This is a genomic window from Streptococcus rifensis (genome assembly GCF_053203525.1).
In genome coordinates this window covers 138696-157741 of the sequence record NZ_JBRUCW010000003.1, presented here as the reverse complement: position 1 = coordinate 157741, position 19046 = coordinate 138696, and the positions used below count along the sequence as shown (strand labels likewise).

The window sequence follows — 19046 nt, the reverse complement described above, 5'->3', positions numbered from 1 at the left end:
CTCTTTAATATCCAATAGACTTTAAAAATTGCCACATTGAAGCTGGGCAAAAAAGTCTCGAAAAATAGAAAATGGCATAGAATCAACGTTGTTAAAACGTTGATTCTATGCCATTTTGCTTTTAAAAAGAATAACTAAAATATAACTTTTTGCCCAGCCTCTAGTCTTTGCGAGAGACAATGCCAATGATGACATCAACGGCTTTTTCCATGGTTTGGAGGCTGACAAACTCAAAGCGGCCATGCATGTTTTCCCCACCGGCAAAGAGGTTTGGAGTTGGGATGCCAAGGAAAGAAATCTTAGATCCATCTGTACCGCCACGAACGGGTTCAATAACTGGGGTTATCCCTTGATTTTCCATGACAGTCTTGGCAATGGTAATTGGGGTCATGTCTTTTTCAATGACTTTTCGCATGTTGTAGTATTGATCATGCATCTTAAGAACGACACGTTCGGTATCAAATTGCGCATTCATGCGATCTGCAATATCTTGTAAGAGATGTTTACGGGCATGGAAGTCATCGTCCGCGAAATCTCGGATAATGTAGGCAGAAGTCGCGTGATCAACCGTTCCCTCTACATTCATGAGGTGAAAGAAACCTTGGTACCCTTCTGTATGCTCAGGACGCTCCGTTTCAGGGAGTTGGTTATGAAAATCAATGGCTAATTGAAGGGCATTGATCATGCCGTTTTTAGCAGAGCCTGGATGGACGTTACGGCCAATAAATTCAAGATTGGCAGCAGCAGCACTGAAGGTTTCGTACTGGAGTTCACCAAGTGGGCCGCCATCAACGGTATAGGCAAAATCGACGTTGAAATCATCAACATCAAACTTATTAGCACCGACACCAATTTCCTCATCAGGGCCAAAGCCAACACGAATTTCGCAATGTTTAACATCAGGGTTTTGGACCAGATATTCGATAGCTGTCATGATCTCAGCAATACCGGATTTATCATCAGCCCCTAATAGGGTTGTTCCATCGGTAGTGATCAAGGTTTGGCCTTTGTAGGTTGTCAGCTGAGGGAAATCCTTTGGATTGAGCTCATAGCCAGAAGTACCAAGGGTAATGGCCTTCCCATCGTAGTTTTCAATCACTTGAGGCGACACGTTTTCAGCATTGAAGTCAGCTGTGTCCATGTGGGCAATAAAGCCAATCTTACGGGTCAGACTAGGATCATTGGCAGGAAGCGTACCGACCGCAAAGCCATTTGGCAAGTAGTGGACATCCTGTAATCCAACTCGCTCCATCTCAGGAAGCAATATATTTTGTGCAAAGTCAACTTGAGACTGGGTAGAAGGGGTTGTCGTAGAGGTTTCATCAGAACGTGTATTGACCTTAACATAGGTCAAAAAGCGATCTAATAATGTATCGTAGGGCATAAGGTTTCCTTTCTGATTTCCTTAAAAAAGGACGTTTCAATCTACTTAAAAGTTTATCACAATTAGCCATAAATGGCTAGAAAGGAAGTGAGTCTGATAAATTTGGAAAAATGTTAATAATTGACCATTTTGAACTAGCTATGGACAATTGATTAAACAAAAAATCAATGGTTTATACATTTGCAAAATATTTGCAGAAGACAACAAAAAAGGCTTTGAAATCATAGCCTTTTTGAGTAGTTTTTAATATTTTAAACAGTAGCTGTCAGCTGTTCCTCACTTCGTTAAGCTTGTTAGCTCACAGGACAGCCTTGCAGGGGTAATACTAGGCCCTCTCTTGTTTGCTTTGCAAACAGAATCGCGCAGTATTACTCCCACTCATCGACTCCACCTCCAAAGACTCACTTCAATCGTCTTTGGAGGTGTCGCATGCTGAGGGGTGGACAGCGGTTCTAATAGCACTACGTTTATTAATCACCGTGTCCAACGTAAGGATTAGGGCCTTGCTCTAATCCTTACTCCCACTCAACAGTTGCTGGTGGTTTGCTGGTGATGTCGTAGACGATGCGGTTGACATGGTCAACTTCGTTGACAATGCGGACGGAGATTTTTTGAAGGACTTCCCAAGGGATCTTAGCAAAGTCAGCAGTCATGCCGTCGATAGAGGTGATGGCACGAATGGCAATGGTGTAGTCATAAGTACGACCATCACCCATAACGCCAACGGAGCGCACGCCAGTGTTCACGGTGAAATATTGCCAAATGTCGCGGTCAAGACCGGCTTTAGCAATCTCCTCACGCAGGATAGCGTCTGATTCACGAACGGTTTTCAGTTTTTCTTCGGTGATTTCACCCATGACACGAATGGCTAGGCCTGGACCTGGGAATGGCTGACGCCAAACAATTTCATCGGGCATACCAAGGGCAGTCCCTAGGGCCCGCACTTCGTCTTTGAAGAGAGTGTTTAGTGGCTCGATCAATTCAAACTGCATGTCTTCTGGAAGGCCGCCAACATTGTGGTGCGATTTAATGGTTTGAGCGGTTTCTGTTCCAGACTCGATGATGTCTGTGTAGAGCGTTCCTTGTGCCAAGAATTTGACATCCTTGAGTTTACTAGCTTCGTCATCAAAGACATAGACGAATTCGTTCCCGATGATTTTACGTTTTTGCTCAGGATCAGAGATGCCGGCCAACTTGTCAAGGAAGCGTTTGGCAGCATCAGCCTTAATGATGTTCAGGCCAAATTTACCACCAAGCATTTCCATAACTTGGTCAGCTTCGCCTTTACGGAGAAGACCGTGATCAACGAAGATACAGGTTAATTGATCACCGATGGCACGTTGAAGAAGCACCCCAACAACAGAAGAGTCAACACCGCCAGATAGACCAAGGAGAACTTTTTTATCTCCGACAGTTGCACGGATTTTTTCAATTTCCATGTCGATGAAGTTATCCATTGACCAGTCCGCTTTAGCGCCACAGATGTTCAGGGCAAAGTTACGGAGAATGTCGTTTCCGTATACGGAATGGCGTACTTCTGGGTGGAACTGAATACCATAGATATTTTTCTCAGGATTTTCAATGGCTGCAAATGGGCAATCCGCTGACTGCCCTGTGCGGACAAACCCTTCAGGAATTTCAGTGACCGCATCTCCGTGGCTCATGAGGACCACCTGTTTTTCAGGCGTGTTGTCAAAAAGAGCAGAACCTGTCTGGGTCATTTCAGATTGTCCGTATTCACGGTTACCAGCCTCGCCAGCAGGAACCACTTTTCCGCCAAGACGGTCTGTAAGGAGCTGCATGCCGTAGCAGATTCCTAGGATAGGAATACCCAGTTCAAAGATATCTTCGTCAATGCCGAATGAATTCTCAGCATAAACTGAATTTGGACCTCCTGATAAAACGATACCGATCGGATTTAGGGCCTTGATTTCCTCAGCACTGAGTTTGTGGCTTTTGAGTTCGGAGAAAACCCCAAATTCACGGATACGACGGGTAATCAGCTGGTTGTACTGGCTCCCGTAATCGAGAACAATGATTTTTTCAAGATCTGTAAAATCGTTTGCGATACTAGACATGTCTTTCCTTTCTGATAGAAGCGATGTGATAACCTTATTTTACCATAAAAGCCGACAATTTCTAGGGGAAAATGGATTTATAGTTAGAATTTTGGTAAGATTAGTGTGAAAGAGGTGCCTATGTTACCAGCTTATCTAAAAATTCATAATCAAATTAAGGACGAGATTGACCAAGGAATCTGGAAAATTGGCCAACGTCTGCCCAGTGAGCGAGATTTTGCGGATCATTTTCAGGTCAGTCGCATGACTTTGCGTCAGGCTGTTAGTCTCCTTGTTGAAGAAGGTGTCTTAGAGCGCAAGGTTGGCTCAGGGACCTATGTCGCCAGCAATCGCATTCAAGAAAAAATGCGTGGGACGACGTCTTTTACTGAGATCATCAAATCCCAAGGCAAGCAACCGTCTACTCAGCTTGTGTCTTATATGGCGAGCAAGCCCAATAAAAAAGAACAGGCCTATTTAGAACTGAGACCGTCTGAGACCGTTATTCGGATGGAACGGGTACGATTTGCGGACGATCTTCCTGTCGTCTATGAAGTAGCTGTAGTGCCTAAGAAATTCATCGCTCAGGTGTCGCAGGACGAAGTGACGCAGCATTTCTTTAAAACCTTGACAGAGGCGGGTTATAAAATCGGCAAGAGCAAGCAAACCATTTATGCACGTCTAGCACAAGATGTCGTCACTGACTATTTAGGATTGGAGCCAGGGCAAGCCATTTTAGGCCTGACACAGGTGTCTTATTTTGAGGATGGTCAGCCCTTTGAATATGTCAAAAGTCAGTATGCTGGTGAACGGTTCGAGTTTCACTTAGAAAATAACTAGGAAAGAGGTTGTTATGCAGCATTCAGCATGGCACGACTTGATTAAGGCAAAGTTACCAGACCATTATTTTGGTCAAGTCAAGCAATTTTTGAAGACAGTTTACAGCCAAGGCACGGTTTATCCTCCTGAGGATAAGGTTTTTGCGGCCATTCAACAGACAAACCTAGAGGATGTCAAGGTCGTTATCTTGGGTCAAGACCCTTACCATGGCCCTAATCAGGCTCAAGGCTTGTCTTTTTCGGTGCCGGATAAGATTCCTGCACCCCCTTCTTTGCAAAATATCCTCAAGGAATTGGCAGAAGATATTGGACCAAAACCATCCCATGATTTGACCGCCTGGGCAGACCAAGGGGTCTTGCTCCTTAATGCCTGTCTAACGGTACCTGCTGGCAATGCCAATGGTCATGCTGGGCTCATCTGGGAGCCGTTTACAGACGCTGTAATTAGTGTTGTTAATGATTTGGAAAAGCCTGTCGTCTTTATCCTTTGGGGCGCTTATGCCCGCAAGAAAAAGGCTCTGATTACCAATGCGCACCATCTGGTATTGGAATCAGCCCACCCCAGCCCTCTGTCTAGCCATCGAGGTTTTTTTGGCAGTCGCCCGTTCTCAAGGGCTAATGCTTTTTTGGTGGACAATGGCAGAGCTCCGATAGATTGGTTAAGGTGATGAGATGGCTTTACTAGCAACAATTTGTTATGTGGACAATGGCGAAAGCCTGCTGCTCCTCCATCGTAACAAGAAACCCAATGATGTCCATGAAGGCAAATGGATAGGTGTAGGAGGCAAGTTTGAAGCAGGGGAAAGTCCAGAAGAGTGCGCCAAACGTGAAATCTTAGAAGAAACGGGATTGACAGCGATCAAGATGAATTTATGTGGTGTTATTACCTTTCCAGAATTTACGCCAGATCATGACTGGTACACCTATGTCTTTAGGGTGACCGCTTTTGAGGGAACGGTGTTGGAAGACTGCCCTGAAGGAGACCTAGAATGGGTACCTTATGATCAAGTTTTATCTAAGCCAACATGGGAAGGCGATAAAACATTCCTCAGCTGGATTTTGGGAAATAAACCCTTCTTTTCAGCGAAATTCAGCTATAAAGACAGTGAATTAATCGATGAGGAAGTGGTATTTTATGGATGAGTACATCAAACCTTTAAGAATTGACGATTTACAAGCTTATCTAGCAAACCATTATAAAGGCGACCGTGATGAGCAAGGCTTTTTCATGAAGTTGGTGGAGGAAGTTGGCGAGGTAGCTGAAGTCCTCAATCAGCGGGCAGGACGCAAGGCGAAAGACAAAGCTGATTTGGACCTGGAGTTAGCCACAGAACTGACGGACCTTCTCCATTATGTGGTAGCCATCGCAGCGATTAATAGGCTAGATTTAAGTCAGATTATCTTAGAAAAAGATAAGAAAGCAGCTATTAAGTACCAACACGAAATGAATTTAGAGGAATTTTTAAAGAAGTCTGAAGACTAGCAGATAGTAAAGGAGAACTGTATGCTTTTAATTCAAAATGGTCGAGTCGTTGACCCTAAATCTGGCGTTGACCAAGTCATGGATATTCTTATTGGAGATGGTAAAATCCTGCAAATGGGAGAAGCTATTGTTAAAGAGAATGCAGAGACGATTGATGCAACTGGTTTAGTCGTAGCCCCTGGCTTGGTGGATATTCATGTCCATTTCAGGGAGCCTGGTCAGACCCACAAGGAAGATATTCACACTGGTGCACTAGCTGCAGCAGCGGGTGGGGTGACCAGTGTTGTCATGATGGCTAACACTAGCCCAACTATTTCAACCGTTGAGATTTTAAAAGAGGTTCTAGCCTCAGCTGCTAAGGAAAAAATCCATATTTATTCTGTAGCTACAGTTACCCAAAACTTTGATGGCAAAAACCTGACAGACTACAAGGCACTATTAGAAGCCGGTGCTCTTGGTTTTTCAGACGACGGTATTCCTTTGCAATCAAGCAAGGTGGTTAGAGATGCCCTTAGATTGGCCAAAGAACATCGTGCCCTCATTTCCCTTCACGAAGAAGATCCAGAACTCAATGGCATTCTTGGACTAAATGAGCATATTGCCAAGAGCCATTTCCAGATTTGTGGGGCAACAGGTGTGGCTGAATACAGCATGGTAGCGCGTGATGTCATGATTGCCCATGCTGAAAATGCTCGTTTGCATATTCAACATTTATCCAAGGCTGAGTCTGTTAAGATTGTAGCCCTTGCCCAAGAATTAGGAGCGCCTGTGACCGCAGAAGTATCTCCTCAGCATTTCTCAACGACAGAGAGCTTGCTTTTGACCGCTGGGGCTAATGCCAAGATGAACCCGCCTCTTCGCACAGAAAGCGATCGGCTAGCGCTTATTGAAGGGCTGAAATCTGGAGTCATCTCTGTCATTGCAACTGACCATGCCCCTCATCATGTTGATGAGAAGAGTGTTGCTGACTTGACCAAGGCGCCGTCAGGGATGACAGGACTTGAAACCTCACTGTCACTTGGATTAACCCATTTAGTTCATACCGGAGATTTATCCCTGTCTGACTATTTGGCTAAAATGACTTGCAATCCAGCAGCTCTCTATGATTTGGATGCTGGTTATCTGGCTGAAGGTGGACCGGCGGATATTGTGATTTTTTCTGAGACGGAAGACCGTCTCGTTACCGCAAATTTCACTTCCAAAGCTAGCAATTCTCCTTTTGTCGGTCAGACCTTAAAAGGTGTGGTCAAATACACCATAGCAGATGGTCAGATTGTCCATCAAAATCTTTAATATGGCCAAGAAACGTAAACTTCTAACTTTTAAAAAATGGGTCAAAAAATGGCGTGGTAAAAAACTCAAAAAACAAGTGAAACGACGCCTTCAGATTTTTGGACTACTCCTGTGCCTTTTGTTTGCTGGGTTGTGGATAAGGAGGCAAGTCATCATGCAGGAAGAGCAACGAGCTTTTGAGAAAGCAGATCCTAATGCTTTTATCGAAATTGTTGGGAAGTCGGCTCAAGACATTGCTGATAAAAATGATCTTTATGCCTCGGTCATGGTGGCGCAAGCTATTTTAGAAAGTGATTGGGGCAAAAGTCAGTTGACCGTAGAAGCCAACAACCTCTTTGGAATTAAGGGGGAGTATAGGGGACAATCTTATCAGATAGCGACTGCTGAGGATGATGGTACAGGAAAACTTTATACTGTCATGGCCGATTTTCGCAAGTACCCGACCTATCATGCTTCACTCCAAGACAATGCTAAGCTTCTTCGTCAGGGGTTAATCGGTGCGCCAGATTTTTATGTTGGTACCTGGAAGAGCAACACGACGTCTTACCATGACGCGACAGCTTATTTACAAGGGCGTTATGCCACTGACACAAATTATGCTAGCAAACTCAATACCCTTATTGAACAGTACCATCTCACTAGGTTTGACAAAGTGAAATAGCTTTTTTAATTGTTAAAGCATAGCCATCCTATGCAGACATAATAGAAAACGAGAGACTCACGTTAGGTGAATCTCTCGTTTCAGATTGAAGACAAAGTGTCTTTTGAAACTTTCCTCAGGTGATAACGGACTGTAGCGACTCCCTTCGGGATTCCAAACCTAAGTTTTGAGCCTAAGGTCTCAAAACTTCTGAGAGCCTGGAACTACTGCGTTTCAGGCTCTTTTATCACGGCGGAAAGTTTCCGTTTTTGCTCGCCTCGCTCGCTAAAAATCCATTATTTTAAATCATTAGGCAAACTTTTGAAGATCATTAACACAGAAAACAGGTTTGTCTACGCTCTCAAACGAGAGACTCACGTTAGGTGAATCTCTCGTTTTTCGTTCGTTTGCCAGATTATTTTTAGTTATTGCTTAGTCTATTAAGAGCACATAAGTCAGACACTGAATAATGGGAGCTTTATTCTTCAAGACTAGTGTCATCGAACTCATCCTCATCAGAAATGAGGTCTTCAAAGTCAGCTAGATCAAAGGGTGTGGTTTCATTATCTACACCAGTATCAGCTTCCATCTCAGCTAATAGTTGTCTGTAGTCATTATTGATGGCACCTAAGTCAGCTTTTGTTCGTGCAACCTGCACTCTTGCTTGGATGGCGTCAGCTTTTTGAACGTATTGAGAATACTTCACTGGTGCATTTTCAAACTTAAACAAAGCTGCATAAACGAGTCCTGCCAGTTCCATGGTTTCATAAGTGTCCTCAGAACTAAACGGCGCGTCTAACGATGGTTCAGCGACTGTTTCAGTAGGAGGCGTCTCTACAATTGGTTGCTCAGTAGCTGGTTCTGGATCTGCTGGAGTTTCTGGTTGTTCAGGTTGACTGCCGTTCGCTTCGTCTGCACCAGTCTCAGGAGAACCAGTTTCAGAAAGAACCTGATCGCCAAAGGCAATGGCTGCCTCTCTCATCTTAGTCAGCTCTTCTTTGGAGAGATCTTGACCATAGTTTTGACCAATAGGAGCGATAATAGCGTAAAGCATGTTCACGTACTCAAGGCCTTGGGCTTCTTGGTCACCGGTGTAGTGGTCAAAGATTTTATTTTTAATCTCTTCTATGGTATCAAGTAAGAGCTTTTGATCTTCCTCAGTCCATGGTGTTCTGCCCTCATTTTCCTCTCTTGCAGGAGGAGTGGTTGGTGAAGGTTCAGGCTTACTTTCTTCAGCAGTCTCTGACTTGTTAGGAATCAGTTCTTTATAAGGACTGTTCTCTGCTAAGGTATCCATCGAGAATTGGATTAGTTCATTTTGGAGGGCAAGCATCTGGTCTTTCGTCATTTGATTACCATAGGTGGCTACCTTGGCGACAATGGCTTGTAACTGTGAAATTAAGGCTTCATCCTTATGGTCCTTATCATCTTGATAGGCCTTCAAGATAGCTTCTTGAATGTTTCCTGAGATTTCCAGCAGTTTCATTTGGTCCTCAGGTGTTATCGGAGTAGCAGTTGGTGAGCTGTCCTCAGGTTTGGTTTCAGCTGGTTTATCTGGTTTTGAATCCTCAGGCTTAGGAGCGACTGGCTCTTCTGTTTTCTCCTCTATGCGAGAAAGTAGCGTTGGTTCTGCTGCGTTAATGGCTTTTTCCTTGTCACTGAGGGGTTGGCCATAAGGCTCAAGAATGGTTTTTGGTGTTTCCATTTGGCCATTGCTAGCAAAGCTATCTTTGAAAGCATCAATGAAGGAGGCGATCCCACGTAGGGCATGAGGGTCATCGGCTAGTGCTTTGTAGGCGTCACCGTCTTCATGGGCATAACTTTTACGCTCAACGCTTGCAATGTCAATTCGCATCTTTAAATCAACCCATTTGCCCACTAAATTTGGATAGGTTTCGCCATCAGCTGGTTTTCTATCCAGAATCCGGTAGATTTGGCCGATAGCTTTAGCGGTATCTTCTCTAAGATCGTTTGGCAATGCGGATTGATTCACATGGCGCGTGAAATAATCAAGATATTGTGTAGCGGTCGGAACCAATCGGTCATTAAAGCGTTGGATTTCGCTTAATTCATGGGTGATGACGTCTAGGTCATGAGTGTTTGATTTTGCGGCAGCCGTGTTGACGCGTTTGACCCACTCTGCCTTATCGACCTGAGTAATTTGAATATGGGAATCTCTGATCCTGTTTAGCAGATTGTTATAAAGGGTATCAATCGGTTTAGCAGCTGGAGCATCCTCACCGAGGAGATGTTGACGACGGAAATTGTCTAGCATGCTGAGATAACCGTCTGTCGAATTAGTGACTAACTCGTCTAAATCGGTTTTAAATGCTGATAACACCTGGCTGATGCGGTGGAGTTGGCGCGGTTTTTCTGTGCCAAAGAGTTGCTCAGCTTCGGCTTCAATAGCACTTACGTTTGCTAGGACAGCTTCTTTGTCAAAGGCACCCTCTACAAAACCTCCTTGGATGGCCGGGAGCTTATTGTTAAGGTATGCTTTGAGGCCATCTTTAGCTTTAATGTTGAGGAAGTGAGTGTGCCCGTGACCTTCACCCTTATAAGGAATGACAAATTTGCCATTTTCGATACGGATGTCACTGGTTTTGATGTTGCGGTGTTTGGCAATGGCTAGAAGTTCATTTTCAAAATCCGTTTCAGGATCGCCGGTCACCTCAGGCAGTGTCACCAAGTCTCTTCTGAGCATGTAGGGGTGAATATGCGTTGGATCATAATCTTGCGTTGGTTCGTTAAAGACAAAGTAATGGTCCTTGACTTTAATCGCTTCAAGAGGAACATTGTAGGTTTCTGAAATGTAACGGCGTTTAGCCTCCGTCTCAGCGGCACTATCTGTCCTTGGTTGGTCGCTATTGGAATGATCGTGACCTGTATCAATCTTATCGCCGATGCTAAGGTCATTGAGAATATAGATGTGGTCATGGTTCCCGTGTTTCCAAATGGCTAAAGGCCCTTTTTCAGAGTCCATAAGGGTCAAGTCAGAGCGTTTAATCCCTAGGAGATCAGCAAGGTAGGCCAATTTTTCCTCTATGTTATCAGTTGGCTTTTCTGGTTTAGATGGTTTAATAGGCTCATTAGGTTCAGTTGGGTTAACTGGGACACTTGGTTTCTCAGGTTGGTTAGGTTTTGTTGGGTTTGGCGTTACTGGTTGATTATGGCGTGATGGCAATGTTGGACTTGGATGGTCATGACCAGTAGAAATCTTGTCTCCAATCTTAAAATCATTAAGAATATAAACATGATCATGGTCCCCATGTTTCCAAATCGCTAGAGGTCCTTTTTCAGAGTCCATAAGGGTCAAGTCAGAGCGTTTAATGCCAAGGCTTTTAGCAAGGTAGGCTAATTTTTCCTCTAAACCAGTAGACGTATTGTTATCAGGCTTGGTTGGAACACTTGGCCGAACCGGTTGCCCTGGTTTTGCAGGTTGACTCGGTTGAGATGGGAGCGTTGGGTTTGGTTTAGCGATTGGTGTAGCAGACGTCGGTTGACTTGGGCGAGCGCTGGCTGGGACCAAGTGATCCCATGGACCACCAATCAAACTATCATAAGACAAAAAATGGTTATGATTGCCGTGCTGGACAATAATACCAGTTGCCGTGTGGAACTGAATACCTGTGCCATCAAACAAGAAACCATCATCAGTTGTGTAGTCAACACCAGCAACAGGACCAGACTGGCTCGGTTGATTCGGCTGGCTAGGGTGGTGAATCGGTTGCGCCTGGCTACCTCCCTGGTCGCCTGAACCTCCTTGTCCTCTGTGCGCAAGAGCAGCATTAGCGGCAGCTAGTTCGCTAGCAGATAACTGAGATTTAGGGATGTAGTGCGTGTGGTCACCATGTGGAACAAGGAAACCATCTCCCAAGTCTTGCAGGACATGGCTTGGGTCAAAGACATAGCCATCGTCCGTACGGTAGCCTGTAGCAGTATTTTTTGAGTCACCTGAAGCTGAATGGATGTGCTCAGCAGCGTGCCCTTCCTGTTGTGCCTTGATGTCTTCTTTACTGCGGACATTGCTTTGCTTTTTAGCATCCTTGAGGTAGAGGTAGTATTTGCCATCCACCTTGATGATGTACCCGTCTTTTACCTCATTGACCACATCGCTATCTTTAAAGACATAATTGGGATCTTTCATAACCAGTTCTTCACTGATGATGGCATCAAAAGGGACCTTACCATCATAGTAGTGGAAGTGGTCCCCATGCGATGTTACATAGCCTTGATCAGTGATTTTGACAACGATTTGCTCAGCATCAATGTTTTCTTTATCCGAAATCTGCTGAGGAGTCGCCTGTTGAGACGATATTTTTGATTTGCCGGCTTCTTTGGTGTAGGCAATTGTCGCGTCTTCTTGCTTGGATTGCTCCTGAAGGCGGCCCATCTGGTAGCTCGAAACGCCTAATAGCAAGGCAGCAGCAGACCCTAGAATGTATTTCTTTTTCATAAGTCTCCTTAAATAAGAATGATAAAAAATAAAATTACCGGTAAATAACCAGTTAACCAAATGATACCACTAGAAACTTAACCTGTCAACTAAATGAACAAAAAATAATGTTACCTATTTTATAAAAAAAGGTTGACGATTCGTTCTGGATACTGTAAAATACAATGGAATAAGGAGATCTGATATGATTTATGGACTAGAGATTGATAAGGACAGTCGCTGCCTGCATTACCACTCACCCTTAGATGTTGTGGCTTTAAAGTGTGGCCAGTGTCAGCGCTACTATTCCTGTTATGAGTGCCATGATGCCCTAGAGGACCATAACTTTTTGGCTACTGGACCTGATGTGGAATACCCAGTTTTGTGTGGAGTTTGTAAGACCTACCTGACGCAACAAGAATATCAAGATGGGGCCTGTCCTCACTGTCACCACCCTTTTAATCCTAAGTGTGCTCTGCACAAAAGCATCTATTTTACAACGGATAAGATAAAGGAGTAAGAAATGAAAATAAAGGACCTTACACAAATCACAATGATGGCCACACTCATGATTGTCTTAGGGTTTATTCCAGGAATTCCCTTAGGGTTTATTCCTGTCCCCATTATCCTTCAAAATTTAGGGGTGATGGTTTCAGGTGCCTTACTAGGACCTAAAAAAGGCACCTTAGCAGTTGTTCTCGTTTTAATGATTGGTCTATTTCTACCTGTTTTTTCTGGGAAATCAACAACGATTCCAGTCTTAATGGGACCGACAGCAGGCTATGTCTTGACCTGGCTTTTTGTTCCAGCCCTCATTGGTTGGGGGCTGTCAAAGGTAGATGTCAAAAATGCATTGCTGACGTTTGGGGTAATCTGGCTAGCTGGTGTTCTTTTTATCGATGTGATTGGAGCTATTTGGCTTGCGGTATACACACAAGCTCCCATAGGAGCTTCCCTGCTGGCAAACCTTGTTTTCATCCCTGGAGACACGATTAAAGCCTTACTAGCGACCATCGTCGTCATGCGGATGAGACGGATGACTGGTCAGGTATTTATCTAGAAAATCAAATCAAAGTGACAACAGGTAAAGAGCTGGCAAGCTGGTACGAATTCAGTCTTGCTAGCCTTTTTTGGTCAGTCAAGGCAACGCGTGTGGAGGGTTTAAGCGTCTGAAATCTAGCTTTTCAATAGAGAGTGGGACAGAAGTCATGATTTCGAAGAAATTGACTTCGTTGTCCCACCACCGCACAGTTGATTAGGATGGCCTCTAACGATTGCATAGCAAGGGTTTAGGGCTTCCAATCAACCACTGCGTCAATCTGTTACTTCTATCAAAAAGAGAAGATTGAGACACTTTTGTCCCAAGTTCTACCGCTCCCTATAAGGCTTATCTTGAATTCTTAGGAGAATTAATTTATAATAGGGCAAATAAAGGTGAGGTGAGGCAATGTTACATTTTGAGAACGACTACAATAAGGGAGCGCATCCAGCTATTTTAGAGGCATTAGTCACGAGTAATTTTGAAGGATTAGCTGGTTATGGGAGTGATCCCTACACTGAAAACGTAACGGAACAATTGCGAGAGCTTTGTGACTGTCCTGAGGCTGAGGTTACCTTGTTAACGGGTGGCACGCAGACCAATCAATTGGTGATTGATACCCTTCTTGCCCCCTACGAAGGGGTGATTGCAGCAGAGACAGGGCATATTGCGACCCATGAAGCAGGTGCCATCGAGTACACCGGCCATAAAGTCTTAACCTTACCGCATCAGGATGGCAAGCTATCGGCTGAGGCTGTGGAAACGTATTTGGCTGATTTTTACGCTGACAGCAACCACAGCCACATGGTTTATCCAGGCATGGTCTATATTTCCCACCCGACAGAATATGGAACTCTCTATACAGAAGATGAGCTCGAAGCTCTCTCTAAGATTTGTCAGGCTTATGACATTCCCCTCTTTCTAGATGGGGCCAGATTAGCCTATGGTCTAGCAGCTGACGGGGCAGTAGACTTACCAACGCTTGCACGGTTGACAGATGTCTTTTACTTTGGGGGGACTAAGGCTGGTTTACTTTGTGGTGAGGCAGTTGTGTTCACTAAAAACAACCAGCCTAAGCATTTTGTCACCCATGTCAAACAACACGGTGCCCTCTTAGCCAAGGGACGCTTGCTCAGTGTTCAGTTTAAGGCACTCTTTGAGGATGGTCTCTATGAAAGCATAGGACGGCATGCTTTGGAAATGGCCGAGCAGTTAAAAGGCATTCTCAGAGATAAGGGTTATCGCTTTTATTTAGAATCGCCAACCAACCAGCAGTTCATTATCGTTAACAATGAAACCTTAGAAGAATTAGACCAGCAGGTGGCTTATAGCTTCTGGGAAAAATACGATGACCAGCATATCGTGATTCGCTTGGCTACCAGCTGGTCGACAACTCAGGCAGACATGGATGCATTGAGGGAAGTCTTGTAATAAGGAAGAGAAGCAGGAAAAGTTACCTTTTCTTGTTTTTTGGCATTATTATGCCCATCTATTTTAGCCAGTTAGCCAAATTTTAAGCTTTTTATGGTAAAATGTTAAAATAGAACCATTACAGACAGTACGGGAGAAGTCTAATGAAATTAGAAACCAAATGCACAGGCTTGCAGGGTACCTTGAAAGTTCCTGGAGATAAATCAATCAGTCATCGTTCTATTATTTTTGGGGCGATTAGCGAGGGCACAACAACTGTTCATGACATTTTGCGTGGTGAAGACGTGCTTTCAACCATGCAGGTCTTTCGGGAGTTGGGTGTCCCTGTTGAAGACAATGGCGATACGGTGACCATCGAAGGTGTTGGTTTTAAGGGCTTAAAAGCCCCGGAAAATAAGCTCGATATGGGGAATTCAGGGACCTCTATTCGCTTGATTTCAGGTGTTCTAGCGGGTCAAGATTTCACCGTTGAGATGTTTGGAGATGACTCCCTTTCAAAACGCCCTATGGACCGTGTAACGATTCCTTTGCGTCAAATGGGCGTTGAGGTGTCTGGTCAGACCGATCGCGATTTACCGCCATTAACGCTAACGGGTAGTACTAAGCTAAATCCGATTCAATATCAACTTCCGGTGGCTTCCGCTCAGGTTAAGTCAGCCTTGATTTTTGCGGCCCTTCAAGCAGATGGAGAATCAGTCATTGTTGAAAAAGAACTGACACGGAACCACACGGAAGACATGATTCGTCAGTTTGGTGGGGAGCTGTCCGTAGATGGGAAAGAAATTCGTGTTAAGGGTGGCCAAACCTTGCAAGGTCAAACAGTGACCGTTCCTGGTGATATTTCCAGTGCGGCCTTCTGGTTGGTGGCTGGTTTGATCGTGCCCAACTCTAAAGTTGTCCTCAAAAATGTAGGCATTAATGAAACTCGGACTGGTATTATCGATGTCATCAAGACCATGGGAGGCAAATTAACCCTTTCTGAAGTTGATGAGGTGGCCAAGTCAGCAACCTTGACTGTGGAGACTTCAGACCTACATGGCACTGAAATTGCAGGCGATATTATCCCGCGTTTGATTGATGAGCTACCAATCATCTCCCTATTAGCGACTCAGGCGACTGGTGAGACTGTCATTCGCGACGCCGAAGAGCTAAAAGTCAAAGAAACAGACCGCATTCAAGTCGTTGCAGATGCTCTCAACAGTATGGGCGCTGACATCACACCAACAGAAGATGGCATGATTATCAAGGGTAAAACGGCTCTTCACGGAGCAGTTATCAATACTTTTGGTGACCACCGGATCGGTATGATGGGTGCAATCGCATCGCTCGTGGCAGAGTCTGGCCAAGTGGTGCTTGAAAGAGCTGAAGCCATCAATACCAGCTATCCAAGCTTCTTCAGTGATTTAGAAAGCTTGCGCCATGGCTAAAGTCTTGCTTGGATTTATGGGGTCTGGAAAATCTACTATCGCTCGAAAACTAGACCCTGATTACGTGGATATGGACACAGTTATTACAGACCGTATCGGCATGCCCATTGCGCAATTTTTCAAGGAACAGGGAGAACCAGCCTTTCGGGCTATCGAGTCCCAAGTCTTGACTGAATTGCTTGAGGAAGATATTGTGCTCTCGACTGGTGGTGGGGTGGTGCTGTCTGACATGAACCGCCAACTCCTGTCCCAAAACCAGCCCAACATCTATCTGAAAGCGGATTTTGAAACCCTTTATCAGAGGATTGCTGCAGATACGTCCAATGATCGACCGGTCTTTGAGCAAAATAGCAAAGCGGATTTGGAAAAAATCTTTGACAGTCGTCAAGCACTTTATGAAGAAGTAGCTACTCAGACCATTGATGTGGCTTGCTTAACCCCAGAAGAAATTGTCGAGGTATTGGCATGAAACTTGGATATTTAGGCCCTGTTGGGTCCTTTTCCCACAATGTCGCTCTAAAATCTCTCCCATCAGCAGACCATCTAGCATTTGCTAACATCACAGAGGTCATCAAGGCCTATGAGCAAGGTCAGGTAGATGCGGCTATTGTTCCGGTTGAAAATGCGATTGAAGGAAGCGTCCATGAGACCCTCGATTACCTTTTTCACCAAGCCAGCCTTCATGCTGTGGCTGAATTTATCCAACCTATTAAGCAGCAACTCTTGGTGACAGATGTCACCAAACCGGTTGAACGCATCTTTTCCCATCCCCAAGCTATTGCCCAAGGCAAGGCCTATATCACCAAGCATTATCCCCAGGCAGAGATTGAATTGACAGCCTCAACAGCCTATGCTGCGCGCTATGTTTCAGAGCATCCCGATAAGCCTTATGCGGCTATTGCGCCTGATTCTGCAGCCAAGGCCTATGGCCTGGTGACTGTGGCTCGGGATATTCAGGAAATGCAGGAAAATTTCACCCGATTTTGGCTCTTAGGACACCAAACACCAAGTATCTCTGCTCATAGTTTAGGCCATAAAATTTCACTAGCCTTGACCTTGCCAGATAACTTGCCAGGGGCTCTCTATAAAGCAATGGCGACCTTTGCCTGGCGAGGCATTGATTTGACCAAAATCGAGAGCAGGCCCCTCAAGACGGTATTAGGAGAGTATTTTTTCATTCTCGATGCCAGATATGATCACCCTAAGCTGGTCCATTTTGCATTAGAAGAGCTAACCAGCATGGGAATTACGTATAAAATTTTAGGAAAATATGAAGTTTTTCAAATGGAAAACTTGGAACTGTAAGGAAGACAAATGGCAAGACAATACGACCATCTCAGCCATCACGAGAATTTACGGTACGATTTTTTACAAAAAAATATCCATTTTCTCAGTGAGCGAGATAAGGCTGAATTGCATTATTTAGAAGCCAAAATTGCTGGAAATGCCATTCCAGCACCACAAGGAACTCTTAAAAAACGCCGTAAGCCTGTTAGCTTACCGGCTTATTCGCCATCCAGTCGCAAACGTCAGGTCGAGCCAAGGGCCAAGAAAAAGCCTGTTCGAGAACTAGAAGGCTTCACGCCCGAAGGACTGCCTGTCCTAGAAAGCAGGCGCTCAAGAAGGCAAAAGCAAAAAAACTACTATGCTTTACCGACCTCTCCTACCAAAGAGATCCCTAAAGTTCCTAAAACAGCGGCAACTCGTTCTGCTGTAGCTCCACAAGTTCCAAAAATCAAGAAACAAGAAGCACCGCAGGCACAAGCTCAAACGCCTGATGTAGAAATCTATTCATCCATCGAGGATTTGGCGCACCAATTGCACAAAGAAACTCAAGCACATCAAGCTAATCCACAAAATCGCCTTGAGACACGACAATCAGGGCATCGTCTTGCTGACAGACAGTCTAAAAAGAAACCTGCCCATAAACCGAAACAATGGCCAAAACTACCTAAGCCTCAAAAGGGCTGGGGTAAAAAGGTCTTAAAGGTGGCAGGTCTCGTCCTCTTAATTTCCCTGATAGGGATGTTCTTGATGTTCCTCAAAGGTTATTATGATGCCAAAAGCAATGAGGCGGCGGCTGAAGCAGCAGAAGTCGAATTTTTTGACGGTCAGGATTCTCGGGATGGAACGAATATTTTGGTCTTAGGAACGGATTCGCGGATTGGTCAAGTCAGTGCTGAAGCACGAACAGACTCAATCATGGTGGTCAATATCGGTAATTCTGACGGTAAAATTAAGATTGTCAGCTTTATGCGTGATACCTTGATCAATATTCCTGAAGTCAGTTATGAAGATGGGATTAATACCTACTATGATCAGAAACTTAATGCTGCCTTTAGCATCGGTGAGCAAAATGACAAGCAGGGAGCAGAGGCTATCCGAGTTGCCTTAAAAAACCACTATGATATTGATATCAAATACTATGCCATGGTTGATTTCCAGACCTTCGCAGCAGCTATTGACACCCTCTTTCCAAATGGCGTCACCATTGATGCTCAGTTTGCGACAGTAGATGGTAATAAAGTTGATTCGGTTCAGGTACCAGATGACCTTAATATGAAAGATGGTGTCGTACCCGAGCAGACCATCGAAATTGGGAAACAGCAGATGGATGGTAGGACTCTTCTTAACTATGCGAGTTTCCGTAAGGATGATGCAGGAGATTTTGGACGAACTGAGCGCCAACAACAGGTTCTTTCGGCTATTTTACAGCAAGTCAAAGATCCGACCAAACTCTTTACAGGCTCGGCAGCTGTCGGAAAAATCATGGGCATGACCTCAACTAATCTCCCCTACTCCTTTATCATTGGACAGAGTATTTCTGTCTTAGGGGATGCCTCTAATGGGATTGAACAGACAACTGTCCCAGCGGCAGGTGATTGGGTTGACGAGTACGATATGTATGGCGGTCAAGGCCTGCTGGTTGACTTTGAAGCCTACCAAGATAAGCTCTATGAACTAGGCTTGCGGTAATGAACTATGGTATAATAAGGGTTAGAGTTTAGCTCTGGCCTT

Annotated in this window: 16 protein-coding genes; 13 read left to right on the top strand and 3 right to left on the bottom strand. The window is 44.7% G+C overall.

The genetic code is table 11. The annotated features are described in order from the left end of the window. Positions 1 to 160 precede the first annotated feature (160 nt). Positions 161 to 1384: a peptidase T gene (pepT, locus tag ACVRYP_RS02980; RefSeq protein ID WP_447467289.1), complete on the bottom strand. Its 1224-nt coding sequence runs from the start codon at positions 1382 to 1384 to the stop codon at positions 161 to 163. Between the two features lie 515 nt (positions 1385 to 1899). Continuing rightward, entirely contained in the window at positions 1900 to 3462 is a 1563-nt protein-coding gene (gene guaA, locus ACVRYP_RS02975; protein ID WP_447467288.1) for a glutamine-hydrolyzing GMP synthase, read from the bottom strand. Positions 3463 to 3582: 120 nt separating this feature from the next. On the opposite strand from guaA, the gene ACVRYP_RS02970 reads away from it, so the two are divergent. The 6 genes from ACVRYP_RS02970 (at position 3583) to ACVRYP_RS02945 (ending at position 7717) form a co-directional block, all read left to right on the top strand. Further along, on the top strand, positions 3583 to 4281 hold the full coding sequence (locus tag ACVRYP_RS02970; RefSeq protein ID WP_447467287.1) for a GntR family transcriptional regulator: 699 nt from the start codon (positions 3583 to 3585) through the stop codon (positions 4279 to 4281). Between the two features lie 13 nt (positions 4282 to 4294). Continuing rightward, entirely contained in the window at positions 4295 to 4948 is a 654-nt protein-coding gene (locus tag ACVRYP_RS02965; protein ID WP_447467286.1) for a uracil-DNA glycosylase, read from the top strand. A gap of 4 nt (positions 4949 to 4952) precedes the next feature. Continuing rightward, positions 4953 to 5423, top strand: coding sequence for an NUDIX hydrolase (locus tag ACVRYP_RS02960; protein ID WP_447467285.1), 471 nt, complete (start codon positions 4953 to 4955; stop codon positions 5421 to 5423). Next, positions 5416 to 5763 (top strand): MazG nucleotide pyrophosphohydrolase domain-containing protein, encoded by a 348-nt coding sequence (locus tag ACVRYP_RS02955; protein ID WP_447467284.1) that lies wholly within the window; start codon positions 5416 to 5418, stop codon positions 5761 to 5763. The genes ACVRYP_RS02960 and ACVRYP_RS02955 overlap by 8 nt, the downstream gene beginning before the upstream one ends. 21 nt (positions 5764 to 5784) lie before the next feature. Next, the gene (locus tag ACVRYP_RS02950) at positions 5785 to 7056 is read left to right on the top strand and encodes a dihydroorotase (protein WP_447467283.1); all 1272 of its coding nucleotides are present in this window, start codon (positions 5785 to 5787) and stop codon (positions 7054 to 7056) included. 154 nt (positions 7057 to 7210) lie between these two features. Further along, the gene (locus ACVRYP_RS02945) at positions 7211 to 7717 is read left to right on the top strand and encodes a glucosaminidase domain-containing protein (protein WP_522732410.1); all 507 of its coding nucleotides are present in this window, start codon (positions 7211 to 7213) and stop codon (positions 7715 to 7717) included. A gap of 457 nt (positions 7718 to 8174) precedes the next feature. Here the strand turns inward: ACVRYP_RS02945 and ACVRYP_RS02940 are convergent, their stop codons facing one another. After that, positions 8175 to 12152, bottom strand: coding sequence for a pneumococcal-type histidine triad protein (locus ACVRYP_RS02940; protein WP_447467282.1), 3978 nt, complete (start codon positions 12150 to 12152; stop codon positions 8175 to 8177). A 184-nt stretch (positions 12153 to 12336) separates the two neighbouring features. On the opposite strand from ACVRYP_RS02940, the gene ACVRYP_RS02935 reads away from it, so the two are divergent. The 7 genes from ACVRYP_RS02935 to ACVRYP_RS02905 all read left to right on the top strand — a co-directional run bounded on the left by ACVRYP_RS02935 (position 12337) and on the right by ACVRYP_RS02905 (position 19004). Further along, positions 12337 to 12651, top strand: coding sequence for a CHY zinc finger protein (locus ACVRYP_RS02935; protein WP_447467281.1), 315 nt, complete (start codon positions 12337 to 12339; stop codon positions 12649 to 12651). A gap of 3 nt (positions 12652 to 12654) precedes the next feature. Continuing rightward, positions 12655 to 13191: a biotin transporter BioY gene (locus ACVRYP_RS02930; protein WP_447467280.1), complete on the top strand. Its 537-nt coding sequence runs from the start codon at positions 12655 to 12657 to the stop codon at positions 13189 to 13191. A gap of 387 nt (positions 13192 to 13578) precedes the next feature. Continuing rightward, positions 13579 to 14601, top strand: coding sequence for a threonine aldolase family protein (locus ACVRYP_RS02925; protein ID WP_447467279.1), 1023 nt, complete (start codon positions 13579 to 13581; stop codon positions 14599 to 14601). Positions 14602 to 14744: 143 nt separating this feature from the next. Continuing rightward, positions 14745 to 16028, top strand: a complete 1284-nt coding sequence (gene aroA, locus ACVRYP_RS02920; protein WP_447467277.1) for a 3-phosphoshikimate 1-carboxyvinyltransferase — start codon at positions 14745 to 14747, stop codon at positions 16026 to 16028. Then, positions 16021 to 16497, top strand: coding sequence for a shikimate kinase (locus ACVRYP_RS02915; RefSeq protein WP_447467276.1), 477 nt, complete (start codon positions 16021 to 16023; stop codon positions 16495 to 16497). Before aroA ends, ACVRYP_RS02915 begins: the two co-directional genes overlap by 8 nt. After that, positions 16494 to 17333 (top strand): prephenate dehydratase, encoded by an 840-nt coding sequence (gene pheA, locus ACVRYP_RS02910; RefSeq protein ID WP_447467275.1) that lies wholly within the window; start codon positions 16494 to 16496, stop codon positions 17331 to 17333. The genes ACVRYP_RS02915 and pheA overlap by 4 nt, the downstream gene beginning before the upstream one ends. A 9-nt stretch (positions 17334 to 17342) precedes the next feature. Then, a complete protein-coding gene (locus ACVRYP_RS02905) occupies positions 17343 to 19004 on the top strand; it encodes an LCP family protein (RefSeq protein WP_447467274.1) in 1662 nt (553 codons plus the stop codon). Positions 19005 to 19046 lie beyond the last annotated feature (42 nt).